Source organism: Candidatus Odyssella thessalonicensis L13, from assembly GCF_000190415.1.
Classification (GTDB): Bacteria; Pseudomonadota; Alphaproteobacteria; order Paracaedibacterales; family Paracaedibacteraceae; genus Paracaedibacter; species Paracaedibacter thessalonicensis.
Genome location: NZ_AEWF01000001.1, coordinates 106,462 through 123,260 on the forward strand (window position 1 = coordinate 106,462; position 16,799 = coordinate 123,260).

Here is a 16,799-nt window from a genome sequence, read left to right on the forward strand (position 1 = left end):
GTCAAACCAGTTAAATTATACAAGTAAAATTTATTGTATTCAGTATGTTAACTATACGAGAGGGAAGGTGATGAAATTGCTGTCTGACCTTTCTGATGGGATCAGCGGAAACTCCTTGCAATTAAGATTTTAATTTGTTAACAATAAAGCATATTGCGGTCGTGGCGGAATTGGTAGACGCGCAGCGTTGAGGTCGCTGTGGGGGAGACCCCGTGGAAGTTCGAGTCTTCTCGACCGCACCATCTCTTTTAAAATCCTTTCTCCTGATTAAATAACCCTCTTCTTTGACTGGTTGCTAAAGCCATAGCGAATTTCTTTGCAAATGCTCGTAATCTTGCTCATGATACTCCTTAACTATCTATCCACTTCTTAAGATTTAAGGAAGCAAGAAATGCAGAAGCTGCGGTGCGCATGGGTGCCTTTAGATAAGCCAGACTATATTGATTATCATGATCTAGAGTGGGGGGTTCCGATTCATGATGACCGTAAGCATTTCGAAATGCTTATCTTAGAAGGGGCGCAGGCAGGATTAACCTGGTATACCATCCTTAAGAAGCGGCAAGGCTATCGCCAAGCGTTTTGTAACTTTGATCCAGCGCTGGTGGCACAGCTAACAGATAGTGATTTAGAAAATATCCTTGCTCATGCTGAGATTGTGCGCAATCGCTTGAAAGTTTTCTCCGCTCGCCAAAATGCACGGGTGTTTCTACAGATCCAATCTGAGTTTGGCTCCTTTAATGAGTATGTCTGGTCCTTTGTCGGCGGCAAGCCCTTGATTAATCGTCCTGGCACACTGGCGAATGTACCCGCTCAAACTCCAGAGTCAGATGCGCTGTCAAAAGATCTCAAGAAGCGGGGAATGAACTTTGTCGGCTCCACCATTATGTATGCGTATATGCAAGCCACCGGTTTGGTTGATGATCATCTGCAGGGATGTTTTAAATGTAGTGCAGGAAAGTAGCTGTAATTCTTTTAGTGTATCTTCCTTAAGCAGGCCTTGGTTAACAATCACTCGGTAAAACCTTGAGAGTTTGCTCCACAATATCTGTTAAGCTGGTACCCGGCGTAAATAGGGCGGCGACTCCCGCCTCCACTAAGTATTGATGATCCTGAGGCGGCAGAATCCCCCCACAAATGACCTTAATGTCGGTAGCTCCTTCTTGCTTAAGCTCCTCAATTAATTGAGGAATTAAGGTTTTATGGCCTGCTGCTAACGAGGAAATGCCAATAACATGGACATCATTTTCAATGGCTTGCTTGACGACTTCAGCTGGCGTCATAAATAAGGGGCCTAAATCGACATCAAAGCCAGCATCGGCAAACGCAGTTGCAATAATCTTGATGCCGCGATCATGGCCGTCTTGGCCCAGTTTAGCTAAAAGGATGCGCGGTTGCCGGCCCTCTTTTAGGGCAAATTGCTTAACTTTGTCAAATATCTCTAGAAATTTGGGATCAGTGCTCATGGCTCTTTGCCAGACTCCGGTTAAGGGTTTAACAGGGGCTTGATAGCGCCCAAAGCAGTCTTCCAAAGCAGCGGAAATCTCCCCTAATGTCGCCCGTACCCGGGCGGCCTTAATGGCAATCGCCAAGAGATTGTCTGGGCTTTGGCTGGCTTGTCGCAGTTCCTTTAAGCAGTCTGCCACAGCTTGAGGATCTCGTTGCTTCTTAATATCTTCTAAGGCTAGAAGCTGCTTTTTACGGACTGCTTCGGTATCAATTTCCAGGACGTCAATGTCTGGCTGTAAATCGCTTTGGTATTTATTGACACCCACGATCACATCTTGTTGGGTGTCGAGACGAATCTGCCGTTGGGTTGCGGCTTCTTCAATGCGCCGTTTGGGAATGCCAAGCTGAATGGCTTTGGTCATACCGCCTAACTCTTCAATCTCTGCAATGTAGTCTTTAGCTTTATTGATTAAGGATTGGGTGAGGGACTCGAGGTAATAACTGCCGCCTAAAGGATCAACCACCTTTGTAATATTGGTTTCTTCCGCCAGAATCAGCTGCGTATGGCGCGCCACACGGGCACTTTGCGAGGTTGGGAGCCCCAAGGCTTCATCGTAAGAATTGGTATGGAGCGATTGGGTGCCACCCAATACTGCCGCCAAGGCTTCAATTGTGGTCCGGACAACATTATTGATAGGATCCTGATAAGACAGGCTAACACCGGAAGTCTGGCAATGGGTACGGAGCATTAAGCTTTGCGGGTTTTTAGGATTAAATTGCCCCATAAGCTCAGCCCATAAAGTGCGGGCCGCTCTCAGCTTGGCAATCTCACTGAAAAAGTCCATGCCAATACCGAAAAAGAACGACAGGCGCGGGGCAAACTCATCAATTTCGAGGCCCGTTTTTAAGGCGGTACGGACATATTCCAAGCCATCGGCTAAAGTATACGCTAATTCTTGGGCGGGTGTGGCCCCGGCTTCATGCATATGATAGCCAGAAATTGATATTGGATTAAAGCGCGGGAGATTTTTAGCACAGTAAGCAATAATATCACCAACAATTCGCATGCTGGGCTCAGGGGGATAAATAAAGGTATTGCGGACTAAAAACTCTTTTAAAATGTCATTTTGAATGGTGCCTGAGAGCTGATTTTGCGCCACGCCTTGTTCTTCAGCAGCGACAATATAGAAGGCCATAATGGGAATCACGGCCCCATTCATGGTCATCGAAACACTCATTTGATCCAAGGGAATGCCGGCAAATAAACGCTTCATATCTTCTACCGTATCAATGGCCACCCCAGCTTTACCGACATCGCCGGCGACGCGGGGGTGATCGGAATCATAACCGCGATGGGTCGCCAGATCAAAGGCAACCGATAAGGCCGTTTGTCCGCCTTTTAAGCATTCATGATAGAAGGCATTGGTAGTTTCAGCAGAAGAAAATCCCGCATATTGACGAATAGTCCAGGGCCGATTGGTATACATGGTGGCGCGGATGCCGCGGATGTAAGGCGGTAGGCCAGGAGAAGAGGGAGGGGGGCAGGCTTGAGTATAAAGGGGAGATAATGCAATGCCATCGACTGTTTGCCAATTAAGACTTTCTACAGAGCTACTTTTTAACTCTTTGTGCGCTAGCTCTTTCCATTGGTTTTCCATACTTACACTCAGCTATAATTCTTTTGAAAATTATATCTTAGTAAATCTTAACAAAAAACCTCTAAAATTTTGTAATTTCCTTCTGGCATCTCCAGATCTTTGATCTCATTCGTCTTAACCCATCGATAAGCAGGCTGCCCTTCTTTGAGGCGAACCGTTCCTTGCCATTTCTTACAAGAATATAAGAGAATAGTAACGTGCGCATGAGGATAATTGTGGGTGGTAAAAGTCAGAGGTTTTAAATCCTCAGCGCTAACATGAAGATCAATTTCTTCAAATATCTCACGACAAACCGCCTCTTCAGGGGATTCATCCGCTTCAAGCTTGCCGCCCGGAAATTCCCAATATAGGGGATAATAGGTTGATGGGGGACGCTGCACGACCAGTATTTCGCCATTCTCATTTTCTAATGCGATCGCGACAACAATTAAATTCTTCATAAAACCCCCTCCATTGACAGCTGTTGTGTCAAAAGCGATCATTAGCCCTCAATAAACACATTTTTTCTAAACTCAATACCATTAATCATACCACGATTTTCTAAATTTTGTTGTGGGATTTATTATGAGAACAAAGGAGGCATAATAAAGACTTAGCCCTAATTTAGAGAGAATTTAGGCAATATGAAGGTAAATTAAACTAGTAACTATTTAATAACTGTCCTCAGGGCCCCTCATAAAAATTGTTCAGCGTGTAAAAAAATACTTGTAAAACGACTTTTCAATCACCATATGTCCTTCGGGGGGAGATAAATCTAACATCTTTCTCTTTTTAGTAAATCTTTAAATAGGATAATAAACTATGATAAAAAAAATGCTGCTCATCAGTGCAGCGATACTTATTTTTGATTCTACTGCATACGCTCTTGATGCTTATGTGGGATCTCATCCTGTTCACTCTGCTCCTGCATCCAAGCTAAGCCCAGAGTTTCCTGTCGGCGCAGATGCCAACCAACTTAACGCTCAGAAACTTTCTGCTGAGCTGCTGGTCGACTTTACAAAGTTTACTTATTCGGCAAACAAGCAAGAATGGGAAGCCTACGACCATCAGCTATTTTCACGCTTGGTGAATGATGGCTGGAAATTTGAGCTCTTTAATGGCACTACGGGGAGCGCTAACAATCAAGTTGAAAGCGTTTCTGGTCTTTTAGCTTTTAAGGATAAACACGTGGTTATTGCTACCCGTGGGACAGAGGCGACCAACTTAGATGATTGGACCACTAACGTGCGCTTTGCCCGGAGTCCGTTTTATCGGTTATTCTCTGTGGAAGAAGCTCAAAAAGAAGGGCAGATTGGTGCTCAGTTTCTGAATGTAGGGGGAGGAGTAGCGAATGGCTTTCTTCAAACTCATTTATCCTCTTGGGAAATGATTAAACAATCAATTCTTAACTATGCCCAGCAAGTAGGCGCCACACCGCAAGAGCTTCAGTATACAATCACTGGCCACAGTAAAGGGGCCGCTAAGGCTCAGTTGAATGCTGTAAACTTGTTGACAGATAAAGACTTGGCTATTGGTGTTAATTGTTTAGAGAAATCACTGTTGGTCTCTGACACGGAAGTTCCAGGAATATCAGATCTAGGCGCAAGCCTGTTTTATGCTCCTGCGCTTTATTCTGAACCCCAGAATACTGGCAATGTTGAAGCGATTGTTTTTGAGTCACCGCGTGTTTTTAGTGATCAAGCAGCAAGCCAAGCTGAGCAAGTTCTCGGGAAAGGTAATCTGTTAAGGATTGAAAATCGAGGCCGCTTTGATGTAGACCCCGTTGTTCATGTCAGTCCTGAATCCTTTGGTTTTAAGCATGCCGGAACTAAAGGTGAAATTGATAATGGTTTCTTTGTTGGTCGGCATTTCATGGAAAATGTTGGTGGCCCCGCTGTAGGCGTTATCGATGCTCATAGAGCGAATGTTGCCGCTCAAGCATCTGCAGCCTCTTTAGTGACTGCTGATGTTTCCGTGCCCAACGCCAATGAAGCTGTAGCCCCGTCATTTATGCAAGCAGGGGTTGCTAAAGTGGTTTCAAGCGCGAAGAACTTGTTCAGCAGTATTGGCGCGACAGCAAAAAAGGCTTGGGCTTATTGCTGGAAATAATACACATTTGTCCTGCTTACTTTAATAATAAGGTAGCAGGCAAGGGTTAAATAGCTTTAATGCCTCTGATTTACATAGGCTCCTCTGCTCTTAGTGGGCTTTATGCACCGTAAGGGTAGCCGCAAACTGCAAGGAGCCTATTTTTATTCTTACCTCTGGGGTCGCTAATTCTATAAAATTGATAAACTATATTTATAGTTTTCAATAGTCCTCAATATATCCCCGGCAGGTAATTCTTATGATTCCGTCAGTAAACGTTATTTAAATTTATCTAAGATCAATCTGTATTTATTAACAATAAAAATACCTATTGATTATTTTAAATTACTTCCCATATCTCTAGCATCGAATCAATACTTAAAGAAAAAAAATGACTATAAAGGTAACAACTTCAATAAAGATTTTAACTTTAGCTTTATCCCTTTCTGCTTCCGCCAGCTTGGCAATGGAAGCTCCCGATGAAGCAGAACCCCCTCGTGAAGGCTACCCCGCCCCAAAGGAAGCCTCACTCGCTCTTAGCAGAAGTGCCACCCAAGTAACCTATTCTCCGTATCCGCACTTGTGTGCGCTAGCTCAGGTAGAGATCCAAGAACTTAGAGATACTTATGCTGATTCTGCCTCCTTTACCATGGCCGAAATTAGTGAAGCCAGACGGGAACGTCAGCATAGCTTATCGCAGTCTACGGGACATACTGAGGTGCGACGGATATTGCAGCTTGATGGTGGCGGGGTTCGGGGGATGTTCACCATAATAGAGCTGTCAGTTCTAGAAGAAATTATCAACCATCCGAGAAATCGACTTTTAAAAGAGGAGCTTTTAGCAAAGAAGAGTGAACGCTTAGCAGTCGAAGGGAAAACTGATGATGTGTCGCGCTTATATATTCGCGATTTATTTGATGTAGGGGCAGGGACCTCCACAGGCTCAATTATAACCGCGGGGTTATTTTCACAAGCCAATCTTTCTGCTATTCAAGTTGCTCAGCTTTATACACGTTATGGGTATAAGATTTTTGGTGAGCAAAAACAAGCGTTTCTACCCTTTGGCCTCATGAATGCTACCTATTCTAACCAGGGGCTGATGGGATTGCTTACACATTATTTCGGCAATCGTCGCTTAGAGGAAGTTCATAAGCCCATCTATATCGTTGCGAATAATGAGACAAAACAAGAAGCAGCCATCTTTTCAAGCCAGCAGATAGAGGGGGATGCAGATAACCTCTATAAGACGCCGTTGGTGAGCGCCGTTCTTGCCTCCTCTTCCGCTCCCACTTACTTTCCGGGGATACACACACCTGTTGGCAGTGGCCAAGTTTTTCTCTCAGATGGGGGCACAGTTGCCAATAATGCGGCGTACCTTGCCTATAATGAGGAAACAAAATTGCGGGCTAATCCGTTCGAAATTTATTCCTTTGGCACCGGCAGTTTAGAGGCTCCAGCAGTACGTCATCAAGATTCGGGGGCGCTATCTGTCCTTACTATTTTACAGAATACCTTAGTCGCCTCAGAAAGGCTCGCTCTGAAATATTGTATGGATGAAATCAAAAAAATTAACTCTCAGCTTTTTTATTTTGCACGGATTAATCCAAAGCTGGAAGCAGGCATGGATAAACTGGATGATACCAGTGATGCTTATATCGGCTATGCCATCAAGAAAGCTCTGAGCGTTACTCAAGGTGCTGCTTTTAAAGACATGGTAAGTAAGCTTGGCTTTGAGATCGATACAAATCTTCTTAATGAGGCTCATACGGCTGTCCTGCATAAGTTACAGGCTTTAAAATCCAAAAATTATCATGAATTAGATAGATATGAGCAAGAGTTTGTCATAAGCAAGGTTCTCAATCTAGATTTTGAATTTTATCAGAAAGGCTTTTACCTGGACTCTACCTCTGATTTTAAGCAAATGACCGATGCAGAAGCTCAACGGTTCCTGTTTGATTTAATGGAAGACATCAAAGTTAGAAAGCAGCAGGCTGGCAATGAGTTTTTGGCCCGGATGTGGAGCCTAATCTCCACGGATGAAAAAGATAATATTATGGAATTTATTCCCCGCAGCTTAAGTTTCCATGGCCTATCAAAAGGGATAAATATTTTGGATGCCAACGGCTTTGCCCTTCTAACCCAGGAGCATAAGCCGTTCAGCCAAGAGCAATTAAGGCGGTTGTCTCCAGGAAGGATAATTAATGGAGACGGGCGGTTCTACCGAGGCAGTGCCGCTGAAACCAATGACACTAACCAGCTCATGACTGATCTGCTTTTAACCTTTATTGATTTATGCGTCAGCTCTCAAGGCAATTATAAGTACGAAACCAGCCAATCGGCCTATATCCAATTGCCAGCTTTGATTTTCTGGAAAAACACATTATTTAGCTTTGAAAACCAGTTAACTAGGCATGATCTCCTGAAGTTCAGAAATAATTTCGAAAAGTATCTTTACGAAATTATTAGTAGCAGAGCTAGAGTATCAACATTCGCTGCATCTACTCTTTATGGAATGCGTTATGGCGTCATGTTAAAAGCGTTAGACACTTATATCAATAAATTCTTTAAAGAGTAAGACAGTAGCTTTTGCTCGTCTCAACTTTTACTCACCTCTCTTCCTAACAGGAGGAGAGGACCTTTATTGCAAAAGGAGCTTCCCCATGAAAATATCGACACAAATAAGAGCCTTGCTTATCCCTGCCTTTCTTGCCTGCTCATTTCAGAAGTCATTTGCAATGGAAGCACCAGAGCCTGCTGCTGCTATACCGGCATCTATAAGTAGTTGTCTACCCCTTGAGATGCAGCAACGCCTAACAACTTTAGGTCATCACGTACTTCAGGAAATCTTAAATCACCCAGCTTCTTCCTTTTCTCCCTCTTCACTCTTTGATGAGATTTATCCTGCTTTAGAGCCTTATTTAGAAGGGGCCGCTTATTCTCGCTTGTCTACTTGGAAGCCAAGCAGCTTGATCCGCTGGACATTTTCCAGCACCGATGAGGAATATATTGCGCTTCGGAAAAATCAGATGCTAAAGATTATAGCTCTCAGCTGGGCGCTAACCGATCTCGCAAGACAGCAAGATGAATTTTTTGAAAGAGGATCCTTTACTATTATTGATCCCGAGCATCGGCTAACGCACTTCCTGCTTGACTATGTCAAGCTGACTACAGGCTATCAAACTCCTCAAACTCTACCGTTCCTTTTAACCATATCTAATTTTGCTTATCGCCGTGATCCTTCCTTAAAAGGATCAAGTCACCATAAAGGTCATTGTCCCGAGTCACAATTTGGGATTGATGTCCGTTTCGAACCGTGCCAAGGGGTGCTCAAATTATTACCTTTCGACTACACGCATGTGCTCTTTGCTAAATTGGATTTAGGTCAAGTGGAACCACTGCTGTTTTTCAAGCTCGAGCCGGTGGGGATGGGCGGTGTGCCCGAAGTGGTGGCGCACAGCTTTAATTTTTACCATAGTCAACACTCGCTTCTTACGGGCACACGGCGAGAAAAGGACATCCCGGACGCTATCAAGACAGCCTTCCATAAGTTCCAAGTCACAGCTAATTTGCCAGTCTCAATTAAAACAATTGGGTCTATGTATGCTGAAGCCCAAAAATTAGTTGTTGACCAAACGGAGGTAGGTGAAATGTTAACGGCATTTATAGAGGTGGATGAAGGTTTTATTGAGACCGAAGCTGGTAAATCCCTGAAGATGTTTGAAGAAAGAGCAGGTCTCTTAAATACCAAAGAGATTTATAACGCCGCCAAAGCTTTTATTGAGCTCGTTGATACAGTTTACAAGAATGGGAATAATCATGTCCGGACCGGCAATGAGGTTATCTTTGATCTGAGAAACTATAGGCAGACCTCGATAGAAGATTGAAAATTGGCTTAAGCATATTGACTCCTTTTACAAGCTGCGCCCCTGATTAAAAAGGATGGTCTTATACCAAGAGATAGTTTGAGATGCTTCAACACTTTCTAAGCTCGGTGTTTATCGTTGTAGGCTGGTTTTCGGTCGATGTTAGTGGAGCACAGGAGGCTCCGACTGATTCAGCCACTCAACGTTATATGATTGAGTTTGTAAGGCTTGAAGCGGTTCTACGTCTTACAAACAAATAAGAAAGGATTTTTGAAGACAGCATTTTTGCAAGATTCACCTTATATAACACTAAAACCTTGCAGAGTTATAAGGGGCTAAATTCTATATAATCTATTTATTTCAACGGGTTAATGAATACTTCAGAGAGAAGTATTTAGGGAGAAAAACTCTTTAACCGTTTTGACAATCAGCTCTTCAAGAGTTTCATCAGGGGAGGTGCGTTTGACTGCAGTTAAGGCTTCTTTCAAGTCCTTTGATCTGCGCAGCATGACTCCAAGCATTTGCGTCAATGTTTCAGGACGCAGCCTTAGAATAGGCTCTAGATCTGCTTTTGAATAGTGATAAAGTAAGACATTTGTCTTGGCAATGACATCGGTGGTTCTTGGGTTGCCTAAAAGAAATCCTTGTTCCCCGAAATAGTCGCCGCTGTGCAGTAAGCGTTTTTCTTGATCGGTTAAGGGAAGCTCTACAGTTCCTTCTCCGATGAGATAGAGCGTTTGGTCACGATTGCCTTTCTGAACGATGATGGCACCTTCAGGCAAAAATATGGGTTTTGAAAGAGTAATAATTCTTTGGATTTGTTCAGGTGAAAATCCTTGGAAAAGCTCAGAGCCTAAGATCTGGTCATGAGGTGGCGAAAACTCTTTCTCAATCAACGGTTGATTGCCACGAAATATTCCGTACTCTCCTAATCCTTCTGAAATCCGCAATCCATACGAATGCAGCTCCTGGCGCAGCGCATCAATAACACTATGACGGATTTGCCAGCGTCTTCCCTGATCATTTATGCCATAACGGACGAAGTAATTGACGCCCCCTGAATCCAAGGTCCTTGCGAGGACTTCTGCATAATGTTGGCTGGCGCAATGGTGACGCTGCAGGGCGGTTTCAACAATTCGTTTAACGCGGTGCGATGGGATATCATGACTCACAGCGATCTTGACTTCATCGATGGCCCAGCGGGGCGCTTGGCCAAAATTTTGAATAGAGGTTGTTAGCATGCGTCCGTTATTAATGATAAGATGCGTTTGCGTTAATGTTAATATTTCAGTATGGCGCCAGCCAATGCTAATCACCCTGCCTTCTGTTACCTCATCAAGTTTGATCCAGTCGCCAATTTTATAAAGATGATCTAAGTCAATAATTATTGAAGCCGCTACATCAATGATAAGGCCTTGTAAGGCTATGGCGACAGCGGCGGATACTAAGCCACTGGTGGTCAGGATGGAGTCAATCTCAAGGTCTAAAATGCCAACCGTAATGCCAAAAACCAAGGTTACTACAATAAAAATATTGATAATTACGATGAGTAAATGAGAAACTCTGATCTGGAAATTCTCGCGCAGGCTGGGCCAGATAAATCGATTTAATAATCTTAATAAAGTCCAGCTTGAAAAAGTGAGTAGTAAAATTTCAAATCCCTTTTTCAGCCAGCTGAGATGGTCAGGATTGGGAATTAAATACAGAATACCGGCACCTAAGCCAGCAATTGTACTGATAAAAAGGGCAAAGTAGATGATCCTGTTCATGTTGCGCCTATTTAAAAGTTAATTCTCATTCATTGGCTTGCAAAGCATCGTAAGGGGGGTCCTTAGCTGCCTGCTTTATAGATCTTGCCCCGGTATTTAATGTTGACTTGCCAGATATCAGTGCGATAAGGCAAGGTTATACTTAAAATATGGGGAACCGGGCTGCTGATTTGCATTAAACTTGCCTCAGGTTTATGGGCTTTCATATCACAGGTTAAGCTACTTCCGGTAGTGAGGCAGTTAATGAGCTGGGGATGAAGATAGCCAGTAGGAATATAGGCTCGTAGTGTAAGCGTTGTCGTGTTTGCCGTTTGAGTGACGCTGAGCTTTTCAAAATAGGCTGCGTGAGATGCAGTTACTAATATTATCTGCCCTATAAATGCAGCTGTTAATAAAGCTCTCACTTTCATTAATGGTCCCCAGATTTTAAGATAGCCACGTTTTTATTGTTATCCATGAGGCGTTAAATTGAGGTTAACAAAAAAGTTATCAATAATTTAATATGTTATCTATGCAACACGTTAAGAAAAGATCAAGTTTCTTGTCAGAAATTGTTTTGTTTCTACCGCGGGGGATGATAATAATTGTACCCAATTACAACCCAACTAGGTATCCCCGTTAAGTATGTTTAATTTAGACGAAATAGATTTGCAGATTCTAAATGACCTTCAAGCAGATGGACGATTGACTAACGTTGAGTTAGCACGCCGGGCGGGCATCTCAGCGCCGCCTTGCTTGCGGCGGGTGCGGGGTCTAGAGGAAGCGGGAATTATTCGGGGTTACCATGCGGATATAAATTCATCGACTTTAGGGTTTGGGGTTGCTGTTTTTGCACAAGTCGGTCTTCATAGTCAGAACGAGAGCGACTTGCGGGCCTTTGAATCAAAAACTGCAGAATGGCCCTTAGTGCGGGAATGTCATATGGTTGCCGGTGATGCGGATTTTGTCCTCAAGATTGTGGCTCGGAATTGGGATGAATACCAACGGTTCTTATCTGATGAACTCACTTCCGCCCCCAATGTTAGAAACGTAAAAAGTAAGCTCGTGGTTAGGACTTCTAAGCAGTTGCCGGGTGTGCCTATTGAAGAAATAAAAATTTAAAAGCGAAGAACTTGGGCAGGGGACTGAGTCAATAAAACCTATAATTGTTACTACAGTTAATTCTATCCTTAACATAGCCGTTAAATATGTCTTAGGAAAGAAATGTTAAGCAGAGAAGGGACAGTTCTCACTTGAACGGCCTAAACTCTTAATCTCAATCTTTTACATTGGCAATCCAGATTAAATGAGGGCTCATTAAAAAATGACGCCCTTAAGAGGTTGAGAAAGAGGAGAAAATAGCAAGCAATGCTATTGCTCTCTTGCTAATCCTATTTTATGAACCTACGCTTAAACGCTGGAGCGATCCCAATCTGATCAAGATATAGTCTCTGATTATATTCACAATTCTGAGCAGTAATATAAATTAATACCAATTGGTTGCTAAGATGCTCAGTTAAGTGAAAAATAGGTCGCGGTACGCAGGTGAATTTTGACTCATCATTATTGAGAGCTTTAAGAATAAGCTCTTCTTCCTCACTAGCCCTCTCTTCTTCCTCATCAATTTTTCCTGATGTATAGATGCTTGCTATAGAATGCCGAATAAAATATTGAAGTAGTTTCGAAGGTTCGTAGAAAGTTAATGCATTATCATAAGAATGCTCGATAAGTTCTCCTAATATTGACTCTACAATATTCTCAAAGTCTACGTAGCCCTTTAATTGAGCAAGTTCAGGGAAGCTTTGAGCTTGTATATCATAAAAACTTGTAAAATTATTTAAAAGTTCTGATCTATCAATTTCTCCTCTATGATGGGGCGTCGATATCTCATTACTCTTAGCGGGCATGATACTGCAGGTTGTTAAGGCTAATAATATATTAAATATATAGTTCTTCATTTTTTATTTCTTTTTATATAGTTATAGATTCAAACGTAATAAAGTTATAACAAATCCAAAGTTGTGTAAAATTTTTTTATTTAAATTAATTTTTTATATTTTTTCTCACGAAATTATTGTTTAGTATTTTTAATTTACAGCTAAATTATTAGTAACTTTTTGTTAATCTTTATGTTTTTGGCAAAAGAGGGATTTTTTCAACCTAGAGGCGGAAGCTAATAAGAAAATTTTTAAGCAGTTTTAATGTTTTCTTGAAGGTGCTTGCAGAACGCGGTAAAGTAAACTAACTGCGATTTTAATAGGATTGTTGAGATCATGCTGATTGGTCCAACTCTGCCGCCCAAAAATGGGGGCAAACCAAAAAAATTGGTTGTATTTCTGCATGGATACGGCGCTGATGGAGCAAATTTAATAGATATTGGCGGCTACTGGTCTGATCTTTTGCCAGACGCTGAGTTCATCTCCCCGAATGGTATTGAGGACTGTGAAATGGGGATCGGTTATCAATGGTTTGGCTTGAAAGACTTTTCACCTTTCAATATTCGCGCCGGGCTTGACCGTGTTATCCCGTCAGTTGTCCAACAGCTTAAAATTTGGCTCCAGGAGCGTAATTTAACCCCAGCTGATCTGGCACTGGTGGGATTTTCCCAAGGTACCATGGTCGCCCTTGATGTCGCTTTCCAGCTTTCAGGGATTAGCGCAATTGTTGGCTATTCAGGCGCATTTTATCCTCCCATTGCTGAACAAATTAAGCCACCCCTTCCAAGTGTCTGCCTTATTCATGGGGATATGGATATGGTGGTTCCTTATTTAGCTTTAATCGAAGCGCAACGAAATCTTCAAAAGTGTGGCATTCAGCCGCAAACTCATACCCTTCATGGCTTGGGACACAGTATCGATATGGATGGCTTGAAAATTGGCGGAAAGTTTCTAGTGGAAAGTTTGTCACGGACAGACTCAGTTATATTGGCTTAATTGGCAGAAAGGCAAAATTATGGCGCGTAAAAAGATTGCTCTTGTAGGAAGTGGAAATATTGGTGGAACCCTTGCTCATTTAGTAGCCCTTAAAGGGTTAGGCGATGTCGTGCTTATCGATATAGCTGAAGGAATTCCTCAAGGTAAAGCATTGGATCTGTCGCAAGCCATGGCCGTGGATGGTATTGATGCCCGTATCGAAGGCAGTAATGATTACGCAGCAATGAAGGGTGCTGATGTTGTGATCGTCACCGCTGGTGTTGCCCGCAAGCCCGGCATGAGCCGGGATGATTTATTGTCCATCAATGCCGGCGTCATTCGCACGGTCGCCCATAATATTAAAACTCACTGTCCCAAAGCCTTTGTTATTGTGATTACCAATCCGCTTGATGTTATGGTCTGGGTAATGCGAGAAGAATCAGGCCTGCCGCATAATATGGTTGTTGGTATGGCGGGGATCCTCGATAGTGGTCGCTACAAGCACTTCTTAGCTGAAGCGATGAAAGTATCTAGCCATGATATTCAAGCCTTTGTTCTAGGGGGGCATGGGGATTCGATGGTGCCTTTGCCGCGTTATACGACGATTTCGGGCATTCCTTTGTCCACGTGGATAGAACGGGGTGCCATTAGCCAAGCAAAGGTTGACGAAATTGTTACCCGCACCCGGAACGGCGGAGCTGAAATTGTTAATCTTTTAAAGACGGGCTCTGCTTTTTATGCGCCGGCTGCTTCCGCGATTGCTATGGCTGAATCTTACTTATGCGATCAAAAACGCATCTTGCCGTGTGCCTCTTGGTTGACAGGTCAGTATGGAGTTACAGATTTATATGTAGGGGTTCCAGTTGTCATCGGCGCATCCGGAGTGGAGAAAATTATCGAATTAGAACTTCAACCTGAAGAGCAGGAAGGGTTCACGCAATCAGTGACCGCCGTGAGAGGACTGGTTTCCGATGTTCAAAAGTTAACGGCAAAAGCAAGTTAAAGGACTGAATTAATGAATATTCATGAGTACCAAGCCAAGGAAGTGCTTAAAAAATTTGGCGCACCTATTTCACCCGGCAAGATCGCCTTTACCGCTGAGCAAGCAGAGGCTGGCGCTCAAGAGTTGGGCGGATCTGTGTGGGTGGTCAAAGCTCAAATTCATGCGGGCGGGCGCGGTAAAGCCGGCGGTGTGATCTTATGCAAAACTGTAAATGATGTAAAAGCTGCGGCGCAAAAGCTACTGGGAACGACCTTAGTGACCCATCAAACAGGCCCTAAAGGACAGGTCGTTCGCAAAGTGTATGTGGAATCCGGTTGCAATATCGACCGCGAACTTTATATCAGTCTGGTTTTGGATCGTAATTCTGGACGGGTCGCTGTCATTGCTTCTCAAGCGGGCGGTATGGATATCGAAGAAGTGGCCGCTAAAACACCGGAAAAAATTGTTCAGTTTAGCTTTGATCCGTCAACCGGTTATATGCCTTATCATGGACGCAAATTAGCTTATGCTTTGGGGCTCGACGGTGAAGCCCATAAACAGATGATTAAGTTAACTGAATCATTGGTTAAGTGTTATATAGATCTGGATTGCAATCAAATTGAGATCAATCCCCTCGTGGTGACCAAAGAAGGCGGATTGGTGGTCTTGGATGCCAAAGTTTCTTTCGATGATAATGCGCTTTTCCGTCATCCTGAGATTGAGCAATTGCGTGATCTTGATGAAGAGGATCCCGCTGAAATTGAGGCCCATAAACATGAATTAAATTACGTCAAACTGGACGGCAGTATTGGCTGTATGGTTAATGGTGCCGGTTTGGCTATGGCAACCATGGACATTATTAAGTTACATGGCGGTGAGCCAGCGAACTTCCTTGACGTTGGCGGTGGTGCCACCAAAGAACGCGTCTCTGAAGCCTTTAAAATTATTCTCGCAGATAAAAACGTTAAGGCTGTCCTTGTTAATATTTTTGGCGGCATCATGCGTTGTGATGTTATTGCCGAAGGTATTGTGGCTGCCGCTAAGGATATCCAATTAAAAGTGCCCATGGTTGTCCGTTTGCAAGGAACCAATATGGAGCAAGGCAGAAAAATATTAAATGATTCCGGGCTAAAAATTATTTCCGAAGGTGATTTGACCCAGGCCGCCGCTAAGGTTGTTGCCGCAACGAAGGAGGCTGCATAATGTCAATTCTCGTCAATAAAGAAACTAAGGTCATCTGTCAGGGGTTTACTGGCAAGAATGGAACTTTTCACTCGGAGCAGGCTCTTGCCTATGGAACTAAGATGGTGGGGGGCGTAACCCCCGGTAAAGGTGGTACTCAGCATTTAGGCCTACCTGTCTTCAATACCGTCGGCGACGCTGTGAAAACCACCGGCGCGAATGCCTCTGTGATTTATGTACCTGCGCCTTTTGCCGCAGACTCTATTCTTGAAGCTGCAGATGCGGGCATTGAGCTTATTGTCTGTATTACAGAGGGAATACCGGTCCTAGATATGGTGCGGGTTAAGCGTGCCTTGGCTGGCAGTAACATACGACTAATCGGTCCTAATTGCCCAGGCATTATCACCCCCGATCAATGTAAAATCGGAATTATGCCTGGTTTTATTCATCAATCAGGTAAGATTGGCATCGTGTCACGCTCGGGTACTCTAACTTATGAGGCGGTTGCGCAAACCACTGCTGTTGGTTTGGGCCAATCCACTTGCGTCGGCATCGGTGGCGATCCAGTTCGAGGTATGAACTTTACAGATGTCCTAGAATTATTCTGGCAGGATCCCCAAACAGAAGGCATCTTGTTTATTGGTGAAATTGGGGGCAATGATGAACAAGCAGCTGCTGAATATATTGCCCATCAATATGCAAAAGGCCGTCATAAACCTGTGGTGGCATTTATTGCCGGAGTAACGGCGCCTCCTGGCCGCCGTATGGGGCATGCGGGTGCTATTATTGCGGGAGCAGGGGCAAGTGCGGCAGAAAAAATGGAAGCCTTGCGCCGAGTCGGTGTGCAAGTGGCTGATTCCCCGGCAACTCTAGGCCAGACCATGCTTAATTCCATGAATGGCAGCAAGACATCAGTATCATCAAAAGCTGTGAATGCATAA

The 16,799-nt window shown here is 43.6% G+C and carries 15 protein-coding genes and 1 tRNA gene; 11 read left to right on the forward strand and 5 right to left on the reverse strand.

Features of this window, described 5'->3' with window-relative positions:
* Positions 1-155 precede the first annotated feature (155 nt).
* A tRNA-Leu gene (locus tag HMO_RS0100555) sits at positions 156-242 on the forward strand.
* 149 nt (positions 243-391) lie between these two features.
* Positions 392-961 (forward strand): DNA-3-methyladenine glycosylase I, encoded by a 570-nt coding sequence (locus HMO_RS0100560; RefSeq protein WP_010297235.1) that lies wholly within the window; start codon positions 392-394, stop codon positions 959-961.
* A 40-nt stretch (positions 962-1,001) separates the two neighbouring features.
* Here the strand turns inward: HMO_RS0100560 and scpA are convergent, their stop codons facing one another.
* Positions 1,002-3,104 (reverse strand): methylmalonyl-CoA mutase, encoded by a 2,103-nt coding sequence (gene scpA / locus HMO_RS0100565; RefSeq protein ID WP_010297239.1) that lies wholly within the window; start codon positions 3,102-3,104, stop codon positions 1,002-1,004.
* A 47-nt stretch (positions 3,105-3,151) separates the two neighbouring features.
* The gene (locus HMO_RS0100570; RefSeq protein ID WP_029448056.1) at positions 3,152-3,544 is read right to left on the reverse strand and encodes a (deoxy)nucleoside triphosphate pyrophosphohydrolase; all 393 of its coding nucleotides are present in this window, start codon (positions 3,542-3,544) and stop codon (positions 3,152-3,154) included.
* 361 nt (positions 3,545-3,905) lie between these two features.
* Between HMO_RS0100570 and HMO_RS0100575 the strand changes: the two genes are divergently transcribed.
* The 4 genes from HMO_RS0100575 (at position 3,906) to HMO_RS16920 (ending at position 9,294) form a co-directional block, all read left to right on the forward strand.
* On the forward strand, positions 3,906-5,192 hold the full coding sequence (locus tag HMO_RS0100575; RefSeq protein WP_010297245.1) for a lipase family protein: 1,287 nt from the start codon (positions 3,906-3,908) through the stop codon (positions 5,190-5,192).
* A gap of 370 nt (positions 5,193-5,562) precedes the next feature.
* Entirely contained in the window at positions 5,563-7,746 is a 2,184-nt protein-coding gene (locus HMO_RS0100580) for a patatin-like phospholipase family protein (protein WP_010297247.1), read from the forward strand.
* Between the two features lie 85 nt (positions 7,747-7,831).
* Entirely contained in the window at positions 7,832-9,055 is a 1,224-nt protein-coding gene (locus HMO_RS0100585) for a hypothetical protein (RefSeq protein ID WP_010297250.1), read from the forward strand.
* 83 nt (positions 9,056-9,138) lie between these two features.
* Positions 9,139-9,294, forward strand: coding sequence for a hypothetical protein (locus HMO_RS16920; protein ID WP_010297253.1), 156 nt, complete (start codon positions 9,139-9,141; stop codon positions 9,292-9,294).
* A gap of 120 nt (positions 9,295-9,414) precedes the next feature.
* Here HMO_RS16920 and HMO_RS0100595 read toward each other — a convergent pair whose 3' ends face one another.
* Together HMO_RS0100595 and HMO_RS0100600 are read right to left on the reverse strand one after the other, a co-directional pair.
* Positions 9,415-10,803: a mechanosensitive ion channel family protein gene (locus tag HMO_RS0100595; RefSeq protein ID WP_010297259.1), complete on the reverse strand. Its 1,389-nt coding sequence runs from the start codon at positions 10,801-10,803 to the stop codon at positions 9,415-9,417.
* Positions 10,804-10,865: 62 nt separating this feature from the next.
* Positions 10,866-11,213: a hypothetical protein gene (locus HMO_RS0100600; RefSeq protein WP_010297263.1), complete on the reverse strand. Its 348-nt coding sequence runs from the start codon at positions 11,211-11,213 to the stop codon at positions 10,866-10,868.
* Between the two features lie 214 nt (positions 11,214-11,427).
* Here HMO_RS0100600 and HMO_RS0100605 point away from each other — a divergent pair, with 214 nt between their 5' ends.
* On the forward strand, positions 11,428-11,904 hold the full coding sequence (locus tag HMO_RS0100605) for an Lrp/AsnC family transcriptional regulator (RefSeq protein WP_010297265.1): 477 nt from the start codon (positions 11,428-11,430) through the stop codon (positions 11,902-11,904).
* Between the two features lie 269 nt (positions 11,905-12,173).
* On the opposite strand, the gene HMO_RS0100610 is transcribed toward HMO_RS0100605, so the two are convergent.
* Positions 12,174-12,740, reverse strand: a complete 567-nt coding sequence (locus HMO_RS0100610) for a hypothetical protein (RefSeq protein WP_010297268.1) — start codon at positions 12,738-12,740, stop codon at positions 12,174-12,176.
* A 315-nt stretch (positions 12,741-13,055) separates the two neighbouring features.
* On the opposite strand from HMO_RS0100610, the gene HMO_RS0100615 reads away from it, so the two are divergent.
* From HMO_RS0100615 to sucD, 4 genes are read left to right on the forward strand one after another with little or no spacing between them, the layout of a single operon-like run.
* Positions 13,056-13,715 (forward strand): alpha/beta hydrolase, encoded by a 660-nt coding sequence (locus HMO_RS0100615; protein ID WP_010297271.1) that lies wholly within the window; start codon positions 13,056-13,058, stop codon positions 13,713-13,715.
* Between the two features lie 19 nt (positions 13,716-13,734).
* Positions 13,735-14,697, forward strand: coding sequence for a malate dehydrogenase (mdh, locus tag HMO_RS0100620; RefSeq protein WP_010297274.1), 963 nt, complete (start codon positions 13,735-13,737; stop codon positions 14,695-14,697).
* A gap of 12 nt (positions 14,698-14,709) precedes the next feature.
* On the forward strand, positions 14,710-15,879 hold the full coding sequence (gene sucC, locus HMO_RS0100625; RefSeq protein WP_010297277.1) for an ADP-forming succinate--CoA ligase subunit beta: 1,170 nt from the start codon (positions 14,710-14,712) through the stop codon (positions 15,877-15,879).
* Positions 15,879-16,799: a succinate--CoA ligase subunit alpha gene (gene sucD / locus HMO_RS0100630; protein ID WP_010297279.1), complete on the forward strand. Its 921-nt coding sequence runs from the start codon at positions 15,879-15,881 to the stop codon at positions 16,797-16,799. The genes sucC and sucD overlap by 1 nt, the downstream gene beginning before the upstream one ends.

What these genes read in the sequence shown, in the direction of transcription:
- HMO_RS0100560 (WP_010297235.1), top strand. Translation starts at nt 392, where the DNA reads ATGCAGAAGCTGCGGTGCGCATGGGTGCCTTTAGATAAGCCAGACTAT.
- scpA (WP_010297239.1), bottom strand. Translation starts at nt 3,104, where the DNA reads ATGGAAAACCAATGGAAAGAGCTAGCGCACAAAGAGTTAAAAAGTAGC.
- HMO_RS0100570 (WP_029448056.1), bottom strand. Translation starts at nt 3,544, where the DNA reads ATGAAGAATTTAATTGTTGTCGCGATCGCATTAGAAAATGAGAATGGC.
- HMO_RS0100575 (WP_010297245.1), top strand. Translation starts at nt 3,906, where the DNA reads ATGATAAAAAAAATGCTGCTCATCAGTGCAGCGATACTTATTTTTGAT.
- HMO_RS0100580 (WP_010297247.1), top strand. Translation starts at nt 5,563, where the DNA reads ATGACTATAAAGGTAACAACTTCAATAAAGATTTTAACTTTAGCTTTA.
- HMO_RS0100585 (WP_010297250.1), top strand. Translation starts at nt 7,832, where the DNA reads ATGAAAATATCGACACAAATAAGAGCCTTGCTTATCCCTGCCTTTCTT.
- HMO_RS16920 (WP_010297253.1), top strand. Translation starts at nt 9,139, where the DNA reads ATGCTTCAACACTTTCTAAGCTCGGTGTTTATCGTTGTAGGCTGGTTT.
- HMO_RS0100595 (WP_010297259.1), bottom strand. Translation starts at nt 10,803, where the DNA reads ATGAACAGGATCATCTACTTTGCCCTTTTTATCAGTACAATTGCTGGC.
- HMO_RS0100600 (WP_010297263.1), bottom strand. Translation starts at nt 11,213, where the DNA reads ATGAAAGTGAGAGCTTTATTAACAGCTGCATTTATAGGGCAGATAATA.
- HMO_RS0100605 (WP_010297265.1), top strand. Translation starts at nt 11,428, where the DNA reads ATGTTTAATTTAGACGAAATAGATTTGCAGATTCTAAATGACCTTCAA.
- HMO_RS0100610 (WP_010297268.1), bottom strand. Translation starts at nt 12,740, where the DNA reads ATGAAGAACTATATATTTAATATATTATTAGCCTTAACAACCTGCAGT.
- HMO_RS0100615 (WP_010297271.1), top strand. Translation starts at nt 13,056, where the DNA reads ATGCTGATTGGTCCAACTCTGCCGCCCAAAAATGGGGGCAAACCAAAA.
- mdh (WP_010297274.1), top strand. Translation starts at nt 13,735, where the DNA reads ATGGCGCGTAAAAAGATTGCTCTTGTAGGAAGTGGAAATATTGGTGGA.
- sucC (WP_010297277.1), top strand. Translation starts at nt 14,710, where the DNA reads ATGAATATTCATGAGTACCAAGCCAAGGAAGTGCTTAAAAAATTTGGC.
- sucD (WP_010297279.1), top strand. Translation starts at nt 15,879, where the DNA reads ATGTCAATTCTCGTCAATAAAGAAACTAAGGTCATCTGTCAGGGGTTT.